The sequence below is a fragment of the Enterococcus gilvus ATCC BAA-350 genome (genome assembly GCF_000407545.1).
Classification (GTDB): Bacteria; Bacillota; Bacilli; order Lactobacillales; family Enterococcaceae; genus Enterococcus_A; species Enterococcus_A gilvus.
In genome coordinates this window covers 700,966-721,982 of the sequence record NZ_ASWH01000002.1, presented here as the reverse complement: position 1 = coordinate 721,982, position 21,017 = coordinate 700,966, and the positions used below count along the sequence as shown (strand labels likewise).

The 21,017-nt window shown below is 40.5% G+C and carries 21 protein-coding genes; 17 read left to right on the top strand and 4 right to left on the bottom strand.

Annotation, left to right across the window (positions count from 1 at the left end; all coding sequences use genetic code 11):
• Window positions 1-106 precede the first annotated feature (106 nt).
• The 4 genes from I592_RS18545 (at window position 107) to I592_RS21490 (ending at window position 1,626) form a co-directional block, all read left to right on the top strand.
• Window positions 107-880: a Cof-type HAD-IIB family hydrolase gene (locus I592_RS18545; RefSeq protein WP_010779036.1), complete on the top strand. Its 774-nt coding sequence runs from the start codon at window positions 107-109 to the stop codon at window positions 878-880.
• 129 nt (window positions 881-1,009) lie between these two features.
• Complete coding sequence (locus I592_RS21770) at window positions 1,010-1,156, top strand: hypothetical protein (protein WP_155857533.1); 147 nt, start codon at window positions 1,010-1,012, stop codon at window positions 1,154-1,156.
• Between the two features lie 103 nt (window positions 1,157-1,259).
• Window positions 1,260-1,463: an aminoglycoside 6-adenylyltransferase gene (locus I592_RS20840; RefSeq protein ID WP_049944372.1), complete on the top strand. Its 204-nt coding sequence runs from the start codon at window positions 1,260-1,262 to the stop codon at window positions 1,461-1,463.
• The gene (locus tag I592_RS21490; RefSeq protein WP_139243530.1) at window positions 1,444-1,626 is read left to right on the top strand and encodes a hypothetical protein; all 183 of its coding nucleotides are present in this window, start codon (window positions 1,444-1,446) and stop codon (window positions 1,624-1,626) included. Before I592_RS20840 ends, I592_RS21490 begins: the two co-directional genes overlap by 20 nt.
• Window positions 1,627-2,170: 544 nt before the next feature.
• Here the strand turns inward: I592_RS21490 and I592_RS18535 are convergent.
• Complete coding sequence (locus tag I592_RS18535) at window positions 2,171-2,497, bottom strand: helix-turn-helix domain-containing protein (protein ID WP_016250203.1); 327 nt, start codon at window positions 2,495-2,497, stop codon at window positions 2,171-2,173.
• 271 nt (window positions 2,498-2,768) lie between these two features.
• Here I592_RS18535 and I592_RS18530 point away from each other — a divergent pair, with 271 nt between their 5' ends.
• From I592_RS18530 to I592_RS18515, 4 genes are all read left to right on the top strand, one after another.
• Window positions 2,769-3,326, top strand: coding sequence for a hypothetical protein (locus tag I592_RS18530; protein ID WP_010779038.1), 558 nt, complete (start codon window positions 2,769-2,771; stop codon window positions 3,324-3,326).
• A gap of 196 nt (window positions 3,327-3,522) precedes the next feature.
• Complete coding sequence (locus I592_RS18525; protein ID WP_244265211.1) at window positions 3,523-4,266, top strand: LysM peptidoglycan-binding domain-containing protein; 744 nt, start codon at window positions 3,523-3,525, stop codon at window positions 4,264-4,266.
• A gap of 386 nt (window positions 4,267-4,652) precedes the next feature.
• Window positions 4,653-5,528, top strand: coding sequence for a hypothetical protein (locus I592_RS18520; protein WP_044926895.1), 876 nt, complete (start codon window positions 4,653-4,655; stop codon window positions 5,526-5,528).
• 157 nt (window positions 5,529-5,685) lie between these two features.
• Window positions 5,686-5,928: a sugar-binding domain-containing protein gene (locus I592_RS18515; RefSeq protein WP_010779041.1), complete on the top strand. Its 243-nt coding sequence runs from the start codon at window positions 5,686-5,688 to the stop codon at window positions 5,926-5,928.
• A 109-nt stretch (window positions 5,929-6,037) separates the two neighbouring features.
• On the opposite strand, the gene I592_RS18510 is transcribed toward I592_RS18515, so the two are convergent.
• Complete coding sequence (locus I592_RS18510; protein WP_010779042.1) at window positions 6,038-6,874, bottom strand: AraC family transcriptional regulator; 837 nt, start codon at window positions 6,872-6,874, stop codon at window positions 6,038-6,040.
• Between the two features lie 130 nt (window positions 6,875-7,004).
• On the opposite strand from I592_RS18510, the gene I592_RS18505 reads away from it, so the two are divergent.
• The 7 genes from I592_RS18505 (at window position 7,005) to I592_RS18475 (ending at window position 16,299) form a co-directional block, all read left to right on the top strand.
• Window positions 7,005-8,501 carry an amino acid permease gene (locus tag I592_RS18505; RefSeq protein ID WP_010779043.1) on the top strand — a complete coding sequence of 499 codons (1,497 nt, stop codon included), beginning with the start codon at window positions 7,005-7,007 and terminating at the stop codon, window positions 8,499-8,501.
• Window positions 8,498-11,563, top strand: a complete 3,066-nt coding sequence (ebgA, locus tag I592_RS18500) for a beta-galactosidase subunit alpha (RefSeq protein ID WP_010779044.1) — start codon at window positions 8,498-8,500, stop codon at window positions 11,561-11,563. Before I592_RS18505 ends, ebgA begins: the two co-directional genes overlap by 4 nt.
• Before the next feature lie 205 nt (window positions 11,564-11,768).
• On the top strand, window positions 11,769-12,329 hold the full coding sequence (locus I592_RS18495) for a methyltransferase family protein (protein WP_010779045.1): 561 nt from the start codon (window positions 11,769-11,771) through the stop codon (window positions 12,327-12,329).
• A 261-nt stretch (window positions 12,330-12,590) separates the two neighbouring features.
• Entirely contained in the window at window positions 12,591-13,031 is a 441-nt protein-coding gene (locus I592_RS18490) for a PTS sugar transporter subunit IIA (protein WP_010779046.1), read from the top strand.
• A gap of 129 nt (window positions 13,032-13,160) precedes the next feature.
• Window positions 13,161-14,567 (top strand): PTS fructose transporter subunit IIC, encoded by a 1,407-nt coding sequence (locus I592_RS18485; RefSeq protein ID WP_010779047.1) that lies wholly within the window; start codon window positions 13,161-13,163, stop codon window positions 14,565-14,567.
• On the top strand, window positions 14,567-15,427 hold the full coding sequence (locus tag I592_RS18480) for a ketose-bisphosphate aldolase (RefSeq protein ID WP_010779048.1): 861 nt from the start codon (window positions 14,567-14,569) through the stop codon (window positions 15,425-15,427). Before I592_RS18485 ends, I592_RS18480 begins: the two co-directional genes overlap by 1 nt.
• A 101-nt stretch (window positions 15,428-15,528) precedes the next feature.
• Window positions 15,529-16,299, top strand: a complete 771-nt coding sequence (locus I592_RS18475; RefSeq protein WP_010779049.1) for a DeoR/GlpR family DNA-binding transcription regulator — start codon at window positions 15,529-15,531, stop codon at window positions 16,297-16,299.
• Between the two features lie 27 nt (window positions 16,300-16,326).
• Here I592_RS18475 and I592_RS18470 read toward each other — a convergent pair whose 3' ends face one another.
• The gene (locus I592_RS18470) at window positions 16,327-16,677 is read right to left on the bottom strand and encodes a DUF488 domain-containing protein (RefSeq protein ID WP_010779050.1); all 351 of its coding nucleotides are present in this window, start codon (window positions 16,675-16,677) and stop codon (window positions 16,327-16,329) included.
• A 421-nt stretch (window positions 16,678-17,098) separates the two neighbouring features.
• Here I592_RS18470 and I592_RS18465 point away from each other — a divergent pair, with 421 nt between their 5' ends.
• Window positions 17,099-19,624 carry a cation-translocating P-type ATPase gene (locus tag I592_RS18465; RefSeq protein WP_010779051.1) on the top strand — a complete coding sequence of 842 codons (2,526 nt, stop codon included), beginning with the start codon at window positions 17,099-17,101 and terminating at the stop codon, window positions 19,622-19,624.
• A 17-nt stretch (window positions 19,625-19,641) separates the two neighbouring features.
• Here the strand turns inward: I592_RS18465 and I592_RS18460 are convergent, their stop codons facing one another.
• Complete coding sequence (locus I592_RS18460) at window positions 19,642-20,247, bottom strand: YczE/YyaS/YitT family protein (RefSeq protein ID WP_010779052.1); 606 nt, start codon at window positions 20,245-20,247, stop codon at window positions 19,642-19,644.
• A gap of 78 nt (window positions 20,248-20,325) precedes the next feature.
• Between I592_RS18460 and I592_RS18455 the strand changes: the two genes are divergently transcribed.
• Entirely contained in the window at window positions 20,326-20,994 is a 669-nt protein-coding gene (locus I592_RS18455; protein ID WP_010779053.1) for a cyclic nucleotide-binding domain-containing protein, read from the top strand.
• The last annotated feature ends 23 nt before the right edge of the window (window positions 20,995-21,017 follow it).

Below are 21,017 nucleotides of genomic sequence, written 5' to 3'. Positions count from 1 at the left end.
CTTCGTCGTGGCAATGTTGGCTGTGAATAACCAAGTCGTAAATTTATAACCTTCCAATTATGATACAATGAATAACAGATGTAATGAAGATAAAGGAGCGGGGAAAATGGAAAATAAGTTATTTTTCTTTGATATCGATGGGACGTTGACGGATCGAAAAACAGGGAAAATTGTTCCTAGTGCGAAGCGTGCACTGGAGCTTTTAGAAGAAAATGGGCATTTTGTTTCCATTGCGACCGGGCGGGCACATTATAAGAGTCGAGAGTTATTAACTGAGCTTGGTTTGGAGAATATGGTGTGCTCCGGCGGTATGGGTGTGGTCATCAAGAATCAATTGGTGAAGAATACACCGTTAGATAAAGAGGAGGCTCTGGCCGTCATTCATGATGCGGAGGAAAAAGGTATTGGTGTATTGATTGCGACGGATGACTCGGAGAAGGTTTATGCGAAAAATGATTTGTTTCGAGAACAGGTTGGGCCAAGACAGGAGCCGACAGAGTATTTCATTGATCCGACTTTTAGCGTGGATGAGGTGGAGGATATCTTCAAGTTTTACTTGGCGTTACCCAAGGAGCAAGATCATCGAATCCCTGAGCCGAAGAAGTTCTCAAAGCTGCGTTTTGTCCAAGAGTATACGATGTGCCAGCATGACAATAAGAAGCAGGGGATCTTGGATGTTTTGGATTATTTTGACAGACCGCGTGAGGATGTGGTGGTCTTTGGCGATGACGTGAACGATTTGGTGATGTTTGACAAGCGCTGGACCAGTATCGCGATGGGCAATGCGGTGGACGAATTAAAGGAGCTGGCAGATTATGTGACTGATCAAAATGTTGATGACGGAATTTATAATGCATGTATGAAGTTTGGCTGGATTTAAGATTGATTCAAGGAAAAAAAGTGTGTGATGGATAGCAAAGAGTTCTACCAACTAATCGAAATCTGAACACGAGTGAATGGCTCGAAAATTTTGGTGTGCTGAATACAGCAGTTCCGTTCCCAAACGGCGGTGGTGGATTGGAGTGGCTCTCGCTATTTAAAGGCAGATCTATCAGGTGGATTTTGTGATTTATTCGTTCGCGATGTTCCAGCAGCATGTGGCGCAGTGGGCTCCGCTGGATTGATTTCGTCTAGGTGCGAGAGTATTTATGAATAAGATCGGCGATGCGCAACGGCAGACCCCTTAGCTGTTCGAACAATCCAAAACGATACCGATCAGCGAAGAAAGCTCTGCGTATACCGCGAATACCTTCGGTTTTTTGGCGATTTATTTAGCCAAGCAGATTTTTCGCAATGAGCTATGGACGGCTAATCTGCGGGATGCCGAGTGCAAACAGTTGCTCCTGCAAACCCTCGAATGGTACAAAAAAATGAGTCACGGTGAGGATTACGAGACTTGGCATGCCGGTCGTTTCATTTTAAAAATGGGTGGACGCGGATATTTTGAAGTCGTTAAAGCGTGACTTTGGGAAATTTGACGCAGTGGATAGCGGGCAGTCATTCCAGGAGAAGATCGTACTGTGTGAAAAAATGTCTCGTGAGCTGCCAGTCTATTATCACCATTCGTATCCGGAGGCGTTAGTTTCTGAGGTGAAGCATTGTCCAGTAGAATTACTAGGGCTTTAAGGATCCGCTTTTCATCTATCCTGCATCGGCTTATCTGCGAAGTTTTCCGATGCGAACTGCTTGTCCTTCACTTCCGCGCGATCTCTTGGAAGGGTTGCGCAAGTTGTTGGATAAAGGCTTGCGATTCAACTGGAATGGCTATACAAAGTTGTCCTTTCTCAATCCGCTTATTTTTTCTGTTCACTTTAGTATAACCATTCCATAACCGTCTCTACTAAAATACGTTCATGATGTTGACTCAAATCCAATTAATAATTTGGTATCATTTTAATAGTTATGCTTTGGCATTAGAAAAACCACATCCAAATTTATTTTTAAACCGACCCCCGAAAGTTAGACCAAAAATCTAACTTTTGAGGGTCACTTCATATACTAAATTGTTTTTTTATTGTATCACTTCCATATAACGAAAAAGATGATTTCAGATGTTCCTTTCGGAATTTGAGGCCACCTTTTTTTGTTGTCATAGATTTTTTATTGAAAACAAAAGCATCCAAATATATACAGAATAAATTATATAGAATGCTAATTTGCTTAATCAGAATTAGTCCACGATGCTTTCTAAAAGTTCTTGAATCTTCTTGCTGATAACTTCTCTCTTTTCCAAATTAAAGCTATTAAGACTATCAAATAGTTTGTTGGTTGCATTTTTACCGGAAGAGGGTAGAGTACTGAAAAAACTATCATAAGAGATTTCTAAAGCGTCTAAAATTTTGGAAAGTGTAGGAATGGTTAAGCCAAAGCGTCCATTCTCTAATTTGTTTATATATTTTGTATCCAAGCCAGCTAATTCAGAAAGTTTATCTTGACTGAAACCTTTATTGATTCTTTGCTGTTTCAATGCTTCTATTAGAATTTGATTTAAGTCCATCATGAGTACTCCTCTATTAATATACTTCTTAATGGTAAATTCAAAATAAATAATTTGTAAGTTGCAAAAAGTGATCTTTTGATATAAAATAAGATCATTAAAAGGAACTAAAAAGTCTTCTAACTCATTTCTCTTAAATAGAAATCTAGAAAAAATAAAAGACAAATTAGTAACTGAATTCGGTACTAGTGAATACTACTGTACTTTTGTTTGCTTATTGAAATGTATTTTCAGAGATTTTTGTACAAAAAAAATAATTGGAAGTGAAAAAATGGATCAACATACAACTAACTATAAAACTTTAAATCAGCTTTCTTATATTCGCTTTGGTCATAAAATTGGTCATGGCTGGTACGCAATTTTAATTACTGCTGAAAAAGAGCTATCAAACCTTGGTTATTCAATTAGAAATGTGAGGCGAATGGACGGTGCGTTAATCATTTCTACCCAAAGAGGATCAAAAGAATTACCGTCTGAAGTACAACATATTTTATATAAAGCTGAACTTGCAAGTGAAATGACTTGCGAATGGTGTGGAAATTATTCAGTTTCACAGACGGTTGTAGACAATGAGACCTATACAATTTGTGAAGAATGCCAAGAAAAATGTGAAAGTTTAGCCGGAATAGAAAAAAGATTACTTTTGTATAAAATTCGTGAGCTAGAACAGGATATTTGCATTCTGAGAAATGAATTGAAAATGCAAAAAGTCAGATCAGTTCATTATAAAGTTGGGCGTGATCAATACAGAACACGTACTGAAAAACTCTCTAAACAATTGGGAGAAATAGGAAAAAAACCATCTGTATTTAAAAATGACACGAAGTGATGGTGATAATCTGTATTCATATCCAACGTTCACTTGGATAGTTGAATAGATAGTAAGAAAAATATTTTTCAAGGAGGAAAGTATGAAAAAAAGAAACAGTTTCAGAAAAAGAAGAATCATGAAAAAAAAGCGTCCGCTCGAAAAAATATTTATATTAAGTTTAATGATCAGCCCAATAGTCTTAGGAGGTGTTTTATTGCCCGAACAACAAGCAACACAGGCAACCGAGGCTGATGGAAAATGGGAAGCACGATCAATTGAGCAAATCAAAAAAGATGTTGAAGGAAAAAAAGAATATACTATTGTTTGGGGAGACACATTAAGCGGTATTTCTTTAGCAACAAATGTCACAATGGAAAAACTAGCTTCATTGAATGGTATTGGAGATTATAACTTGATTTATGCAGGGAATAAGCTGGTGTTTGAAGGCAATGTCGTTACTGTTCAAGATCAAAATGGTGTAGTGACTGATCAACAACAAATTACGGAGTCGGATAAAATAGTTCCGAATCAACCGATTGGTGAATCTGTAGGTCAGGTCTCGCCAACTCCAAATATGTCAAATACACAGGACCAAACGAATGTCGAATCCTCTGATACGGCTTCGATACCTTCTAGTAATGGAGAAAATAAAAATGATGGAACGACAGGCAATGGGAGTTCATCTGATGGAACAAATAATGGTGGAGTGGTGACTAACCCTACGCCAACTCCAACACCACCAGACCCTGATCCTGCACCGACACCAACTCCAGAGCCAGAAGTTCACTACACAGTTTGGTTCTATGCTTATGAAGGTGATGATCAGTCAAGGAATATCGAAAAAGGGAGTCGATTATTCTCAACTGAGGAAGAGGCAACCACTTTTATTGATGGCTATGCGGACAGTTTATTGATGGAAGGAATTGCCGGGAGTTATGGTGTAATGTCTTGGGAGTAGCTTTATATATTAATCTCAAATCGAAACTGTGGTCACAATCCTTTTTTTGGGTGATGACCACAGTTTTTCTTTTCAAAATGCTTTTCAAGTATGGGTATTTGATTAGTTCAATGTAAAGTATTTTTTGACTAATTACCTAATTTTCTCATCAACTAGGACATTAAATAAAATAACGTATGATGAAGAATTCTCTATAGCTTCATAAATAATAATCATCATTGATAAAAAGAATCCTATTTTTTTATTCATTAAAACAATCTTTTAAAAAGAAAAAAAGAAGAACAAAGGGAATAAAATGTAGCAAAGTTTGTAGAAATCATTGACATACTTCCGTTATCATTGTAACTTTTATATTAATATAAAAGTTACAGAAAGTGGTAATGGGAATGAGTAATGAGGATAAATTAAAAAAGAAAAGTGCCTATAGTCTATTAGTTCAATTGTCCCAAAAAATTGAAGCAGATATAGAAGAAAATGGCACTAATTATGACGCACTTTACATGGTAATGCTCTCATGGGAGGAAGAGGCAAAACGGCAAAAAGAAATTGTTAATCGTTTAAGGATATCAGCTAAAAACAACAAAGAGAATTTCGAAAAACTAAAAAAACACAATCGGAAAGTAAATGAAGAAATAAAAAAAAATGAAAGTGTATATTTAGAGTCAGAAAAAGAAAAGCAAAATCTGAGGATGGAGTACGAAAAGTCGAAGAAGAGAATAAAAGAGTTGGAGAAAATAAGTAAGGAAGAATTAGAATATTACCGTAGAGATTTGGATCTAGATGATCAACTTAATAAAAAGAAAAAATATCTTGAGGAAAAAGAGCATGTTATTGATCAAAAAATTAATCACTCTGCTCTTGTTTACAATAGAAAAATTAATAGGTTAAATATGGAGATAATTGATCTGAAGAACACTATTAAAGAGCTTAAAGAAATAAGACCATTTATTTACCAGAAAAAGCGCAAGAAAAAAGAGTTAACTTCAGAAATGAAGGAAAATAAGCGAGAGGAATTACGTGGTAAACGAGGCGGAAGTCAATTAACGGATAAACAGATAGAACGGTTGTTACTTATTTATAAAGATAGAAAACGAATTCCTGTAGCTCAGGCAATTAGTAAGTTGGCTATTTCACGTAGAACCTATTATAGAGTAATCAATTTAGATTATACTTATGAGGAAACTAGAAATAGGATTAGAAAAATTGCTAACAAACTGGATATAGTTTTACCTGAAAAGAAAAAAGTAATTGAAAAGATATAGAATCCATTGACTGTTGGTATATGCAAAATAATTTCATTTTATCTCGTAAAACGATAGTCAATATAAACCGTGTAAGTAACAATCAATCCTAATTTATGTACGAAAGAATTACATACGAAGCGGTCAGGTGGGTGGGCTATGGTAGCTTAATCAATTAATGATTAACGAGGCCTTCTCTTGTTTTTTTGATGCGAGTGGGCAGAAAGTCGATAACGGGATCAACAAAAACATCGTGGGGATCACGTTAGAAGATATCAGAAAAATCCCTCAAGTAATGACGATTGTGGATGACCTTAGAAGGATGCGCATCGCGAAAATCGCCATTGAGATAAATTTGATCAATATTCTTGTGACGATAGATAAAATTGCTCAAGCGCTGTTGGATGCAACGGGAGAATAGTTTAGTAAAAAGCCAGTGAAATGCACGAATTATCGTCATTTCACTGGCTTTTCAATAACTGTATATAGTAAATTATTCATTTTTTTAGTGTCTCAGTTTCTTTGTAATATCAATTAATAATAAATTTTTTCCGATAGGTCGAAGGAGAAATGTTGAGCTTAGAATGGAAAAACTTTGAAAAATAGGAAGAGGAAGAAAAGCCAGTCTCGTAGGCGATCTCCGTAATCGTCAGTGAACTTTTCCGCAGTAGGGAGCAGGCCTTTTGAAGCTTCAAATCCTGAATATATTCACTGGGTCCAATGCCTTTATGGGTTTGAAATAGCTTATAGAGATAGGTTCGATCAATATTTTTCGCCTCTGCAATCTGATTGACGCTGAGATTCTCCGACATATTATCATTGATATAGGTCAGAATACTTTTAAAAAGCTGTTCACTTTGTGAAGGATTGTCCGTTTTTAGATTCATTTGATCGATGGTATCGAATAGAATGAAGGAAGAAGCCATCGTGCGAAAATGATCGTTCTCTTTGAAGAAATCATAGATATCCTGAAAGAGGGCATCGATCCGATGATCAAAGGAACGGGTAATGACACAATGATACTTGTCTAATTTTACCTTAGAAAAATAGTGATCCATCAATTTTCCAGAGAACCCGACCCAACGGTACTGCCAAGGGTCTTCGCGATTGGGATAATATACATTTTTACAATTCGAAGGAATGATAAAAAAATCTCCGGCCGTGATTTTTCTTTCGGGGAAAAATGGTGTTGAGAAGAAACCTTCTCCTTCGATACAGTAGTGGATTACCCAATAATCGATTGGAGCATATTCCGTAGGCTTGGTTGAGCGACATTTTTCATATCCAACTTCACAAACATGGAAATCAGAGCTTAGTGTATCATTATTGATCAAAATACTGATGTCGTTTGATAATGAGCTGTACATTCGATTCCTCCTTGAGTACAAATTTAAAAATGTCAACATTATTACAATTTTTTGGAAACATTTCTTATTTTTTATATCATGAAAGCGCTATAAAATCAATGTGTAAGTAACTATTGAAAGGATGTTTGAGATGGAAAACTCTAATTCAAGACAGCGCTTAGGATCGGTCGCATTGATGCTCATGACCTTCTCAGCGGTATTCGCGTTTCCCAGCATTGTTAATAACAGTATTCAAATTGGGTTAGCGACAATTCCGGGGTATTTGTTTGGCAGTATTTTTTATTTTTTACCGTTTATTCTGATGATTGCAGAATTCGCTTCTGCTAACTCTGGGAAAGAGTCAGGTGTTCATAGCTGGCTGCAATCGGTTTTGGGTGATAAATGGGCCTTTTTAGGCGCCTGGTCGTATTTTTTCGTTAATCTATTTTACTTTTGTTCCTTGTTGCCCAATACATTAATTTACGGTTCGTATGCTTTTGTAGGAAGAAATATCTTTCAAGGCGGCAACAGCACAATCATTATTGCAATCATATCTATTTTTCTTTTTTGGCTGATGACGTGGGTCTGCATCAAAGGTGTGTCATGGATCTCAAAAGTCACTAGTTTTGCCGGGAGTGCCCGATTGTTTATGGGTGTGGCGTTTGTCGTTCTGGCCTTTGTGGTTGTTTTTGGACTAGGTAACGAGCCGGCACAGGATTTTACGATGCAGTCGGTTACGCCAAGCTTTAACTGGACCTTTTTCATGACGATGGCGTGGATCTTGCAAGCGGTCGGCGGCGGAGAAAGTATCGGTGTCTACATCAAGGACGTTAAGGGCGGCAATAAGACCTTCGTTCGGACGATGATCGGAGCCACGATTATCGTTGGTATCATGTATGTTTTAGGGGCTGTAGCGGTTGGGTTTGTCGTGCCGATGGATGTTTTGAAGGGGAATTTCTCAAACGGGATCTTCGATATCTTCAAATTCTTGGGTGCGTATTTCCATATTCCAAGTGGTGTGATGGTTCGGCTAGTCGGCTTGATCTTATTTATCGGCAGTTTCGGTTCATTAGCGTTATGGACTGCGGCACCTGTAAAAGTCTTTTTCTCGGAAATTCCAGAAGGGGTCTTCGGCAAATGGCTGGTGAAAACAAATGAAGAGGGGAATCCGACAAATGCGTTGGTTGTACAAGGTGTGATCGTTACGATGCTGCTGATCATTCCAGCATTGGGAATCGGCAATATGGACAGCTTCCTTTCTACTTTGATCAATATGACAGCGTCTACATCGTTGCTGCCGGTATTGTTTTTATTGATCGCTTATATCGGTCTGCGCCTGAAGAAGGATTCAATGTCCCGCAGCTTTAAATTCGGCAGTCGCCAATTTGGGATTTTTTCCGGCATCGCGTTATTAGTGCTGTTCATTTTCGTCTTCTTTATGTCAACAGTGCCTGATCCGCAGCTGATCATGGCTGAGATAAACGGGGCGCTGCCGGCGGGCGAGGCGAGTCCGATTGGGATGCTGGTCTACAATGTCGTCGGACTAGTGATATTTATGGGCTTTGCGTGGATCTGCTGGATTCGCTATGAAAGAAAATCAAAAGTATTGAACAATGAAGAGACAAACGTAGAGGTGACTGGTAAATGAAAATTTGGGAAAACTATCAATTAGATCAGATCAATCGATTAGAACCACGGGCACATTTTTCGACCTTTCCAACTAAAGAAAAGGCGCTGCTAAATGAAAACAAATATACACATGCCTTTAAAAATTTAAATGGTGTTTGGAAATTTTTACTGGTGGATGCACCAGAATATAGTCCAAGCAAGTTTTATGAGCCGGACTTTGATACGGGAGAAATGGCGGATATTAAGGTTCCTGGTAATTGGCAGGTTCAAGGCTATGGCAAGATGCACTATTCCGATCTATGGTACAACTTTCCGATTAACCCGCCGTATGTTCCAACGGAAAACCCGACAGGAATCTATAAGCGGCAGTTTAGCATCAATGAAAGCTTTAGGGGCAAAAAAATCATTCTGCGTTTTTGCGGGGTCGATTCGGCTTACCATGTGTGGGTCAATGGAACGGAAGTCGGCTACAGCAAGGGTGCTAGAAATGAAGCGGAGTTTGATATTACTGAACTCGTTCAGGAGGATGCTGTCAATGATTTGACGGTTCGAGTCTATCAATGGTCTGACGGAACTTATCTGGAAGATCAGGATATGTGGTGGCTCAGCGGAATCTTTAGAGATGTGGAATTACTCGGCGTCCCTACTAAGGGAATCAACGATCTTAAAGTCGTCGCTGATTTGGACGATGATTATAAGAATGGTTTGATAGATCTTTCATTCACTCTGCGAGAAAGAAAGGGTCAACGGATTGAAGTAGAACTGATTGATTCCTCTGGTCAAGAGGTATTGCGTCAAGAAATCACTAGCGAACAGGAAAGTCTTCAGGCGGAAATTCCCAACGTCGCTCAATGGACGGCGGAAACACCTGAGTTGTATCAGCTACTGATTTCGGTTTACGAAGGGGAGAAGCTGGTTGAAGTGATTCCGCAAAAGGTCGGATTCAGAAATATTCGTTTAGCTGGCGAGGTCTTCTTGGTCAACGGTGTGGCGATCAAGTTTAAAGGAGTCAATCGTCATGATTACAATCCTAGAAATGGCCGTGTCGTCTCGAAGGAAGAAATTGAAGAAGATATTCGCTTAATGAAGCAGTTCAATATTAACGCCGTTCGAACGAGTCATTATCCGGCTTCGTATTACTTGTACGATCTTTGCGACGAATATGGGATGTACGTGATCGATGAAACCGATCTGGAATGCCACGGTTTTGAGCTGACTGGAAAATATGATTGGATCAGTAACGATTCTGACTGGGAACTGGCCTATGTTTCCAGAATGGTTCGAATGATCGAGCGGGATAAAAATCATCCGTCCATTATCCTTTGGTCACTGGGAAATGAGTCGGCTTTCGGTTGTAATTTTGTGAAGATGACCGAAGTAGCGAAAAAAATGGATCCAACTCGCTTGGTTCACTATGAGGGAGATTTCGATGTAGAAGCTGCGGATATTTACTCAACCATGTATAGCTGGTTGGAGCATCCGACGAAGCAACCATTAATGAGTACGATCATTGAGAAATCAAAAAAGCCGCATATCCTGTGTGAATATGGGCATGCGATGGGGAATGGACCTGGAAACCTGAAGGAATATCAAGATTTGTTTTATGCCCATGATAAACTGCAAGGCGGTCTCATTTGGGAATGGTTTGATCATGGCATTGAATCTTATACTGAGGATGGGAAAAAATATTATCGCTATGGCGGAGACTTTGGCGATGATCCTTCAAATAAAGATTTTTGTATTGACGGGATGCTGATGCCGGATCGCACGCCTTCGCCAAGCTTGTATGAATACAAAAAGGTGATCGAACCGATCCAGACGACAGCGATCGATCTGAACAAAGGAGAAATCGAGCTGTTGAGCCGCTTTGATTTCCAAGACCTGAAAATTTTTGAGCTGCATTTTTCAATTCTTGAGGATGAAACACTGATTGAAGATGGAACGATTTCGCTGCCTTCGATTCCAGCGCGAGAGAAAGCCAAATTAAGCTTGCCATATAACTTGGATCTCGCACCAAAACCTGGCGCAAGCTATTTCTTAAACATTTCCTATCAATTAAAAGCAACAACAGCCTATGCAGGAAAAGGCTACGAATTAGCTTCAGCCAGCTTCGAGCTTCCAATCAAAGCAGCAGGCGTTGAGATTCTGCCAAACGGAAAGTTGCAGGTTAATGAGACACAAACGACATTGAGTATTGAAGGAACAGACTTTATTGTCACGTTTGATACAGTCAGAGGCACGCTGCTAAAATTGGTACGAGACGGTCAAACGATCGTTGAACGAGGACCGAAATTCACCATGTGGCGCGCACCAATCAGTAACGATATGGAAATCATCAATGAGATGAAAAAACAGTATTTCTTGCATTTAGAGCATGAAATTGTCGAATCCTTTGACTGGAAGGAAATCGATCAAGCCGTTCAGATCACCGTTAATACGATCAATTCAACAACAAACAGTGCATGGCATTACAAATGCACCTATAGCTATACGATCTGCGGAAGCGGCGATGTTTTATTCAACCTGGAGGGGACTCCTAGCGGGAAGATCGACTCCGCGCCAAATATGCTGCCGCGCTTAGGTGTATCGATGCATGTGAATAAGGACATGAATCAAGTAAACTATTTAGGGCGGGGACCAAGAGAAAACTACACGGATTCAAAAGAAGCAGGGTATCTGGGTGTCTATCGCTCAACTGTCGAAGAGATGTTTACGAATTATGTTGTTCCTCAAGCTAACGGAAACAGAATGGATACAAGATGGGTAGCGCTGACAGATGATCGCGGGCAGGGATTATTCGCCGCAGATGAAGCAGGCTTCAATTTCAGTACTTCTTATTTTGAAGAGGCCGATCTGGATAACGCTAAACATACCTGTGATCTAAAAGAGCGAGAGTATGTCGTAGTGAATATCGATTACAAGCAAAATGCGCTGGGAAGCTATTCCTGTGGTCAATGGCAGCTGGAAAAATATCGAACAACCTTCGAAAAATTCAACCTGTCCTTCCGCTTAACCGGATTCAATGCGAAGGAAGCCGATGCTCCAGCATTGTCCCATGAGGTTATTAATGTTCCGCTTTAACAAATAAATGAAATACTCCTTTCAAGTTTAGTGACGGTTACTTACCATTGCTAAGCTGAAGGAGTATTTTTTTGGAGCATTTTTAATCAATCATTTCAAGTCTATGATCATTAGTTAGATTCGATAGAAGACTTGACCGATTTGCACTCATATGAAATAATAAACATATGAATATATTTTCATATTTTATTGAGGAGGAATGAAAATGTTGGTACGGATTCTCGCATTCACAGGAGTTACACTGTTTTATCTGATTTACTTATTGAAAGGGTTGCTGCTGAGAAAACAAGGAATCACCGTTAATTTATTAGGAAAAGATGTAAAAAATGAGCAGTATTTTGAAATCGTTTTAAAAATAATGACAGGCGTCGGTGGAGTGCTGCAGTTCCTTGCGCCGATCCTGTTTGAGATCAATCGAACCGTTTGGGTGTATTTGGGTTTAGGTCTGATTTTTGCGGGAGTAGTTCTTTTTTATATCGCGGTCAGGGCGATGGGACTGAATTGGCGTGCCGGGTACAATGAAAAGCAGAGGACTGAATTGGTAACTACTGGAATTTACCGTTTCAGCCGCAATCCGGCCTTTGTGGCATTTGATTTTTTGTATCTTGGTTTGGCAGTGACCTTTCCAAATATACTTGTGATTGCAGTAGCAATGACTGCATTTATTTTGTTTGATAGGCAAATTCGTGGGGAGGAAACTTATCTGGTATCGACTTTTGGCGAGAGCTATCGTCAGTATCAAGCGAAGGTTAGACGGTATTTATAAATGAATCATGAACTCCAAGGGGCAGAATTATAAATCTGCTTTTTGGAGTTTTCTTTATATGCAGAATACTGAGTAATTGAGAAGCATTCAAAAATCAGAGATTTTTTTGAGCTGAATAGATCACATAGAGTGAGCGGAAATATCTTAAAAAGAACTTTGAACCGTTTAATGTGCATAATGTTGAACGGTTTAGATTACGATGATATAGTGATCTCAAGAAATAAGAGAGCGCTGACAAGACTTAAATAGAGGTGTTTTTTAATGGAATTAAAGGAAATTATGTTGAACGATTTAATTATTTTTGATGAAGGAATTCGTTCAAAGAGTGATTTGTTTGATTGTTTAGCTAAGAATCTTGAGGAACAAAATCGCGTAAGCAAGGCTAAAAAGATCATCAAGGATTTATACAAGCGAGAGAAGGAAACGTCTACAGGAATTGAGGATGGTTTTGGGATACCTCATGCAAAAAGCAAATATGTCCTAGAGCCAACGGTTTGTTTTGTTCATACAGGATTAATGGACGATTATACCGGATTGGATGGCAAACCAATCGAATGTGTTTTTGCAATATTAGTCCCGCAAAAGGCTACTGACTTGCACTTAGATATTTTGAGTGGATTTTCTAGAAGACTGATGAACCAGGATTTTCGAGATCGACTAAAGAATGCTAAAACCGCTGCAGAGGTTTTACAGATATTTTAATTTGGTGTTCCTTGAATAGTATTTGGCAAGATAGAGCAAATGAATAAACAAGCGCTTGTTATGAAGAGTACACAGCATTTAAATCGGATTAATTCAATAGTATTTTAAAACGAATAAGGAGGAACAATCATGAATATTGTTGGAATTACTGCTTGTCCTACAGGAATTGCACATACCTACATGTCCGCCGAAAAACTAGAGATAACTGCTACTGGTTTGGGTCATATGGTAAAGATCGAAACGCAAGGAGCAAAAATTGAAAATGAATTGACTATCGAAGAAATCTCACGGGCGGATGCCATTATATTAGCCATTGATAAGGATATCGATATGAGTCGATTTGCTGGAAAAAGGGTTAAAAGAGTCTCTACGGGTCGAGCAATCAAGGAGCCAGAGCTAGTGATAGAAGAAGTACTCAACGATGTGGGTACGATCAAAATCTCAACTTCCAGTAAAAGTGAGGAGAAGTCGCATCAGATTGGTATCTACAATCATTTCATGAATGGTGTGAACTATATGCTGCCATTTGTCATCGCTGGCGGAATTATTATCGCCTTAAGTTTTGCCTTCGGGATCACAGCATCTGATCCGAAATCTGCTGATTATAATGTTTTGGCTGGCGCGTTGTCGACGATTGGAGGGGGAACGGCTTTCGCCATGATGGTACCAGCACTTGGAGCGGGGATCGCTAGTTCAATTGCTGGGAAAGCAGGCTTTGCACCAGGGATCGTTGCAGGTTTACTGGCTGCGAATGGTGGCTCGGGATTCTTAGGCGGGATGATTGGTGGATTATTAGCAGGTTACGCAACGGATTTCTTGGCAAATAAAATCAATATTAAGAAACAATTTGCAGCTATTTATCAATTGATCGTTGTTCCACTGGTTTCTATTTTAGTAATTGGATTAGCGATGGTCTTCTTGATCGATAAGCCAATTGCGTGGGTCTTAGATGCCTTGACTAGCTGGTTGAACGGGCTTGGTAATACTTCAGGTCTGATGTTTGGATTATTGATTGGTGTGATGATGGCGGCTGATATGGGCGGACCAATCAATAAATCGATTTCGACCTTCTCGATTGGTTTGATGTCTGCTGGTGTAAATGCTCCGATCGCCGCATGTATGGCAGCAGGAATGACACCGCCATTAGGTCTAGCATTAGCAACAATCTTATTCAAACATAAGTTTAACAAAGAAGAACGGACATCAGGCCAATCCTGCTGGATATTAGGTGCTTCCTATATTACAGAAGGGGCTATTCCTTTTGCGGTCGCCGATCCTATTCGTGTCATTCCCAGTTTGATGCTGGGCTCTGCAACGGCAGCAGGAATCTCCATGGCTGCGGGTGTCACCTCGATGGCGCCACATGGCGGGATCTGGGTGATGTTAATCCCAAATGTCATGAATAATTTACCGATGTATATTCTAGCGATTGTTGCAGGAACGATTGTGACAGCGGTGACTGTTGGATTGCTGAAAAAACCGATTACAGAAAAGCAAATATCAAATGAAAAATTAACTAATGAGGTGGAAGTCTAATGTTGTATACGATGAAGGATTTATTAAAAGTTGCGAAAGAAAATAAGTTTGCAGTCCCTGCATTTAACATTTGTAGCTATGATATGCTGAAAGCGATCATGGAGGAAGTTGAGGAGCAAAATGCACCTGTCATTTTAGAAATTCATCCGGATGAGATTTCCTATCTAAATGATGAGTTTGTAGCCGCTGTGAAGGATTACGCTCACAAAAGCAAAGTTCCAGTCGTCATCCATATGGATCATGGTGGAACGATCAATGATGTCATGCGAGCGATTCGAAATGGCTATACATCCGTGATGATTGATGCTTCTGTCCAAGACTATGAAGATAATCTAGAAATCACCAAACAGGTAGTGGCGTTGGCTCATGGTGTGAATGTGTCAGTGGAAGCGGAACTAGGAACGATCGGCAATAATGGTTCAGCAGAAGGCGGATCAGCAAACATTATTTATACTGACCCAGATCAGGCTGAGGATTTTGTCGAAAAGACCGGGATTGATACCTTAGCAGTCGCAATTGGTACGGCGCATGGGCTTTATCCAAAAGACCTGACTCCTAAATTGAATATTGAACTGTTGAAGGAACTGAACCAACGGATCGATCTGCCATTTGTCTTGCATGGCGGGTCGGGGAATCCGGATTCAGAAGTCAGCGAAGCAGTGAAATATGGTGTTGCAAAAGTGAACTTGAGCTCAGACCTCAAGAGTGTTTTCTTTGATGCTTTGCGGGATATTTTAAGTAAAAATCCAGCAATGTATGAGCCAAATGAGGTTTATCCCATGGCAAACGAGAAGGTTAAAGAAGTGGTGAGACACAAGTTAAGTGTGTTAAACACTATCGGAAAAGCCGAACTATATTAATTCGAAAAGGCAGTGCTTTCAAAAAACGAAAGCCTGTCTTTCTTTCCTTTTTCTACTTACGTATAATGATTAGAAGATACTATTTCCGAGGAGGCTGCTTTATGCTAAACGCCATTGAAGATCGTCAACAGCAAATCGTTAATTATTTGAAGGTGCATCAATTTGCTCGCGTCATTGATTTGATCGAGCTTGTCAATTACAGCGAGGCCACAGTGAAGAGAGATCTGGTGCTGCTAGAGCAAAGTGGCTTGATCAGACGAACACGCGGTGGTGCGATGATTGTCGATAATAAGAAAATCGATGTTCCTTATTTGATGAAAGTTACCCAATTAAATGAAGAGGACAACAAACAATATATTGCCAATGTGGCCGAGACGTTGATCAAAGACGATATGGTCATTTTTCTCGATTCAAGTACGACTAGCCTTCATTTGGTAAAAAACCTCAGCCGATTTGATGGCTTACAGATTATTACCAATGGTGTACTGACGGCAGCGATGCTGAGTGAATTTACGACGGCCCATGTTTCGGTTTTGGGCGGCTCAATCGTGCCGAAAAGAGCCACTATCAATGGATCAAAAGCCTATAATGATATATTGACGTATAATGCGGATCTGGCGATCATCGGCTGCAGAGGACTAGATTTCGAACATGGCCTGACAGAAACACATGAAGGTGAAGCCTTGATAAAAAAGGCTTTTCGTCGGCAAGCGAATCATTTAGTCGTTTTAGCGACTAGTGATAAATTAGATCACAAATATATGTATCAAGGTGTATCTTGTTATGAGATCGATTATTTGATCACTGATAAACCACTAGAGACAGATAAATTGGAAAAACTGAATCAGCATCATATCAAATGTTTGTATTAAAAGAAGCAGGCTCGCTCAGAATCTGCTTCATTTGCTTAATAAATCATACAATACCTGCGCATTATTATGAGATTCATCTTTTGCCCCATATACTAAGGTTACATCTTCTTGTTCTCGGAGTAGGGCCTCTAGCGTTTCTAGTGCCTCTTTCTGATCTCCGCTTTGCAGCTCCGCCTGATATTTTTTCTTAAAGTCAAAATACTTTTCTGGATCATGATTGAACCATTTTCGCAGCTCGTTGCTTGGTGCGATCGCCTTCAGCCAAAGATCGATCTTTTCTGTTTCCTTGGATTTTCCACGCGGCCATAATCGGTCGACTAGCACCCGGTACCCGTCGGATTCGCTGGCGGGAGTGTACGCTCGTTTGATTTGTAGCATTTCCACACTTCCTTTACTCGTTTATTCTAGCAAGTATGGGAGAATAGGTGAAGAGAAGCGCATTTTTTATATAGAAACTTTATCTGGGGTGTACAGCTAAAGTTCATTTCTGCAAGCAATTCCAAAATTAATTCGTATTTAAAAACAATGGAAACTAACGAATCAGGGTTAGTCTTCATTGTTTTTTTGATCTAGCGGCCCTTTTTCTTACTCGATGGCGCCACGAATCTATCTTTTAATACCACTTACTTTAATTTTAGGGCAGCCTTGTTTTTATTTTTTAAGGGGAGGGGCAGCCTGTATTTTCTCCCTTGCTAAACAGTTACAATCTACTAAAAAGTGATCATTATTTCTCGTAAATACCTTCACAAAAACGTATGATGGAGCAATCGATTTATAAAAAATGAAGGGAAGAATCGAGATGAAAAAGATAGATTGGAATGGGTTAACGAAAGAACAAGTCGCGCGAAAAAGGGATGAATTCGGGCTGAATCAGCTAGAACAAAAAAAGAAGGAGCCGTTTTACCTGAAGATTCTTCATATTATTCTGGAACCGATGTTTCTGCTGTTGATCGTAGCGGCGTTGATTTATTTCTTTTTAGGCGAGCCTAAAGATGGGTTGATCATGCTGGTCTTCGTGGTGGTCATTATCGCCATTGAAGTGATCCAAGAATGGAAAACGGATCAAACCTTGAATGCGTTAAAAGATCTCTCTGCACCAAAAATCAAAGTGATTCGCGAGGGGCAATCAAATGAAATTTTGAGCCAGGAATTGGTTCCAGGAGATTTGATGCTGATTGAAGAAGGGGTCAAAGTTCCGGCTGACGGCTTTGTGATCAAGGCTAATGACCTGAGAATCAACGAGTCTTCTTTGACAGGTGAGGCTGAAGCGGTTTGGAAGACGCTGGCTGAAACGGAAGAATCTACTTCAGAAGACTATTGGCGTGAGGACTACGTTTATACCGGGACGCTGGTGACGACGGGCAGCGGGACGATTTTGGTCGATAAGATAGGGACGAAAACTGAATATGGAAAAATTGGGAAACATTTAGCCTCGGCTGAAGAAGAAGCGACGCCGTTAGATAAACAAATCGGGAAATTAGTCAAAGTCTGTGCCATCATAGCCTTGATTTTCTTGACACTTGTCGCGGTCGTGACCTTTTTCAATGATGCTGATCTGCCATTAAAAGCCCGTTTTGTAGAAAGTATTTTATCCGGCATCACGATTGCGATGGCGATGATTCCTGAAGAGTTTCCGGTTGTTTTGACAGTCTTTCTTTCGATGGGTGCCTGGCGCTTGGCGAAGAAACAGTCATTGATCAGGAAATTGCCAGCTGTTGAAACCATGGGTGCTGTTTCCGTTTTAGCCGTGGATAAAACCGGGACCATCACCGAAAATAAAATGACGGTATCCGAAATATGGGTGACGGCGAATCAAGCGGAAGATCGATTGATCGAAACCATGGGTCTTGCTAGTGAAACTGAGCCGTACGATCCAATGGAAATTGCCATGCTAGAGTACGATGAAGCCCATGGCTGGAGCAAAGAACGATTATTTAACGGACAATTGGTGAAGGAATACCCTTTTACCGATGAACTAAAAATGATGGGGCATGTCTGGGACCGGAATGCTCGAATCGAAATCACGGTCAAAGGGTCACCAGAAAGTGTACTAAACATTTCTGCTGTTGATTCGAAGAAGAGAGCGGAAATCGCGGAGGTGATTGATCGCTTTTCTCACGAAGGCTTGCGAGTGATTGCGGTAGGCGAACAAATCGTCTCGACCGAAGCTGAGGTTCCGAAGACGATTGAAGCGTGCGAGCTGAATTTTCTTGGACTGATTGGTCTGTCTGATCCGCCAAGAAAAGGCGTAGCTGAGGACATTCAGCAGTGTCAGAAAGCCGGCATCAAAGTCGTGATGATTACGGGGGATAACGGTGTGACAGCAGGAGCGATTGCACGAAACGTTGGGATCGCAAATACCGATGAGTTTATCACAGGCGTGGAGATCGATACCCTGACCGCTGAGGAACTAAAAGAAAAAGTCGCCGATATCACGATTTTCTCACGAGTGACTCCTGAGCATAAAATGCGCATCGTCCAAGCGTTCAAGGCAAGAGGTGAAGTCGTTGCAATGACTGGCGATGGGGTGAACGATGCACCGGCTTTAAAATATGCGGATATCGGGATCGCGATGGGCAAAAGAGGTTCTGAAGTATCCAGAGAAGCCGCCGACTTGATTTTAATGGATGATGATTTTTCTACTATTGTAAGTACCGTGAAAGATGGTCGCCGGATCTACGACAATATTAAAAAGGCCATCGGGTATATTTTTGTGATTCACATCCCCATCGCGTTGACCGCGCTTTTCGGTCCGATTCTTGGTATTCCGCAAGCCGCGCTACTGCTTTTACCTGTACATGTGGTGCTGTTGGAATTAGTCATTGACCCAACGTGCTCCGTCGTGTTGGAAAGACAGCCTAGCGAGCCGGATATCATGGACCGGCCGCCTCGTGATCCGAAAGAAAGTATCCTGAGCAGAGGGTTGCTAGTCAAAAGTGTGGTGCAGGGACTGGTTATTTTCGTTGCGTCTTTTCTGGCTTACTATCTTACTTTGCAGCAAAATCCGTCAAATGATGAACTGGCCCGCACTATGGGATTAGCTGTTTTGATCGTAGCCAATCTTTTCCTAGTTCAAGTCAATAGTTCCAATCATCTATTTGGCATCCAGACCTTTATCAAGTTGATCCATGATAAAGTGATCTGGCTGATCCTTGGTGGAACGATGCTCATTTTACTTGCATTGATCTACGCGCCGATAAACAGTTTTTTGGATCTGGCACCATTGTCGTTGACGCAATTAGCGATCTGTGCGGCTTTAGGAATGGTCTCCGTTTGCTGGTATGATTTGATTAAGCTGGCTCGAAGGGTTTTAAAAAAAGAATAACTGGATGCGTCACTTTTTTATTCTCTATTTGCAAAAGCGATCGTGGGTGATAATAAGAGAAAGCTGATCAATGTCCCTTCTCGGACCATCAAAGGTAAATGGAAGGAAAAGGTGAGTATCAGAGCACCTAGAATACAAAGAAGGTCGATGCTGTAGCGATAATATTTGAAGCTGAGGGTCGTCCGTTCGGTCAAAAAGACACAGAATGTCTCGATCGGAAATTTCAACCAGCGGTATTTCAAGACTTTTCCAGTCCCAAAGCCTGCAATGAGCGTCCCTAAAACAAACAGCAGACAATTCAAGAAATACGCATCCAGTGAAAAGAGCGGAAAAATGAAATAGGTGAAGAGATTGATTGTCGAGCCAAAGCAGAGGAGTGCCGCAGCCATGGTGACATAATCCTTTAATTGTCGTTTTTCGTCTAATGCGATACAGCCTATTAAAAACAGGAAGTTCAATCCCGTGGTGATCGTACCAATCTTGATGTGACTAAAGGCAGCAACCGTTGCGTTCAGAGAGTTGAAGCTGCTGACACCGATTCCTGCCTTCAACGTCAAACTGATGCCAAAGGCGCTAAGGAGATAATAAAGAAAGGAAAGAGTTTTCGTTTTTTGATTCGTCATAGTTGTTCCTCCAATAATGAATTGATAGGATAAGTATGCAGGACATAAAAAACGATCAATAGGAGATATAGCCTAGTTATGATGAAAAAAACAACGGATTCCTCTGTGGCGCAGGAGCTTCAGCGATTACACCGAGCTCATTTTACAGGGGATCTATTAAAGCACAGTGTCGTTAGGACGTACGATCGAAATGAACCGCTCCTTCATCAAGGGGCAACGGTGTCTCATTTACTCATCCTTTTAGCAGGAAAAGCTCGCATCGTTCAACAGGAACCTAATGGAAAAACACTGATTTTGCAATTTCTTGAGCCGGGAGATTTGATCGGTGAATTGACTTTGGTACAAGCAGAGGAGGAAGCGAAGGATGTCGTGGCCATTGATACGGTTCGCTGTTTGGCGATTCGTATGCCGGAGGTAGAAAAAATGCTGAGGACCGATCCCGCGTTTTCTGCGTGGATCGCTAAGTACATAGGGGAAAAACTTCTTTTGCGCATGACTCATTTCTCGAATGCGCAAACCTTTGAGCTGAAATATCGTCTTGCGGCATTATTAATCGAAGTGTCGGTGAACGGCCAATATTGCGAAAAAAATACGCAGATCGCCGATTATTTAGGGGTGAGTTATCGTCATTTGACCCACACATTCAAGTATTTACGAGAAGAAGGCTACATTGAAAAGAATAAACGGGGCTATCGAATTGACGTGGAGAAACTGAGGGCGCTGGTGCAGGTGGGAAACGACGCTTAAAAATGTGTGCTTTAGAAAAGTCG

Bases quoted from the DNA above. Each gene is read 5' to 3' on its own strand.
- I592_RS18545 (WP_010779036.1), top strand. From the start codon at position 107: ATGGAAAATAAGTTATTTTTCTTTGATATCGATGGGACGTTGACGGAT.
- I592_RS18535 (WP_016250203.1), bottom strand. From the start codon at position 2,497: ATGGACTTAAATCAAATTCTAATAGAAGCATTGAAACAGCAAAGAATC.
- I592_RS18530 (WP_010779038.1), top strand. From the start codon at position 2,769: ATGGATCAACATACAACTAACTATAAAACTTTAAATCAGCTTTCTTAT.
- I592_RS18520 (WP_044926895.1), top strand. From the start codon at position 4,653: ATGAGTAATGAGGATAAATTAAAAAAGAAAAGTGCCTATAGTCTATTA.
- I592_RS18515 (WP_010779041.1), top strand. From the start codon at position 5,686: ATGATTAACGAGGCCTTCTCTTGTTTTTTTGATGCGAGTGGGCAGAAA.
- I592_RS18510 (WP_010779042.1), bottom strand. From the start codon at position 6,874: ATGTACAGCTCATTATCAAACGACATCAGTATTTTGATCAATAATGAT.
- I592_RS18505 (WP_010779043.1), top strand. From the start codon at position 7,005: ATGGAAAACTCTAATTCAAGACAGCGCTTAGGATCGGTCGCATTGATG.
- ebgA (WP_010779044.1), top strand. From the start codon at position 8,498: ATGAAAATTTGGGAAAACTATCAATTAGATCAGATCAATCGATTAGAA.
- I592_RS18495 (WP_010779045.1), top strand. From the start codon at position 11,769: ATGTTGGTACGGATTCTCGCATTCACAGGAGTTACACTGTTTTATCTG.
- I592_RS18490 (WP_010779046.1), top strand. From the start codon at position 12,591: ATGGAATTAAAGGAAATTATGTTGAACGATTTAATTATTTTTGATGAA.
- I592_RS18485 (WP_010779047.1), top strand. From the start codon at position 13,161: ATGAATATTGTTGGAATTACTGCTTGTCCTACAGGAATTGCACATACC.
- I592_RS18480 (WP_010779048.1), top strand. From the start codon at position 14,567: ATGTTGTATACGATGAAGGATTTATTAAAAGTTGCGAAAGAAAATAAG.
- I592_RS18475 (WP_010779049.1), top strand. From the start codon at position 15,529: ATGCTAAACGCCATTGAAGATCGTCAACAGCAAATCGTTAATTATTTG.
- I592_RS18470 (WP_010779050.1), bottom strand. From the start codon at position 16,677: ATGCTACAAATCAAACGAGCGTACACTCCCGCCAGCGAATCCGACGGG.
- I592_RS18465 (WP_010779051.1), top strand. From the start codon at position 17,099: ATGAAAAAGATAGATTGGAATGGGTTAACGAAAGAACAAGTCGCGCGA.
- I592_RS18460 (WP_010779052.1), bottom strand. From the start codon at position 20,247: ATGACGAATCAAAAAACGAAAACTCTTTCCTTTCTTTATTATCTCCTT.
- I592_RS18455 (WP_010779053.1), top strand. From the start codon at position 20,326: ATGATGAAAAAAACAACGGATTCCTCTGTGGCGCAGGAGCTTCAGCGA.